This window comes from Arthrobacter sp. TJ-270, from assembly GCF_058269075.1.
This window is the reverse complement of record NZ_JBZCNB010000021.1, coordinates 1-680: the sequence shown is the minus strand read 5'-3', so window position 1 is coordinate 680 and position 680 is coordinate 1. Positions and strand designations below refer to the sequence as shown.

The window sequence follows — 680 nt, the reverse complement described above, 5'->3', positions numbered from 1 at the left end:
GCCTCGAGTTCCTGCATGATCTTCCCGTTACCCCGGACAGGCCCGTCCAGGCGCTGCAGGTTGCAGTTGATCACGAAATTCAGGTTGTCCAGGCCGTCATTAGCGGCCAACTGCAGCAACCCACGGGATTCGGGTTCGTCCATTTCCCCGTCACCGAGGAACGCCCACACCTGCTGCCCGCTGGTGTCCTTGATGCCCCGGTTCTGCAGGTACCGGTTGTTCTGCGCCTGGTAGATCGCGTTCATCGGCCCGATGCCCATCGACACTGTGGGGAACTCCCAGAACTCCGGCATCAACCGCGGATGCGGGTACGAGGACAGGGCGTGGCCTTCCTTGGACTTCTCCTGCCGGAACCCGTCCAGGTCCTCTTCGGTGAGCCGGCCTTCCAAATATGCCCGCGCGTACATCCCCGGGGAGGCGTGGCCCTGGAAGAACACCTGATCGCCGCCGGAAGGGTGGTCCTTGCCCTTGAAGAAGTGGTTGAAACCCACCTCATACAGGGTCGCCGCGCCGGCATAGGTGGAGATATGGCCGCCGACGCCGATCTCGGGGCGCTGCGCCCGGTGCACCATGACCGCGGCGTTCCAGCGCATCCATGCACGGTACTTGCGCTCGATCTCCTCATCGCCCGGGAACTCAGGCTCCTCATCAACCGGGATGGTGTTCACATAGTCGGTAGT

General features: G+C 63.1%; 1 protein-coding gene. It reads right to left on the bottom strand.

What is annotated here, in order from left to right:
* Nucleotides 1–680, bottom strand: a 680-nt coding sequence (locus AC4D2M_RS17160) for a thiamine pyrophosphate-binding protein (RefSeq protein ID WP_490893109.1), incomplete at both ends; no start/stop codon positions are given.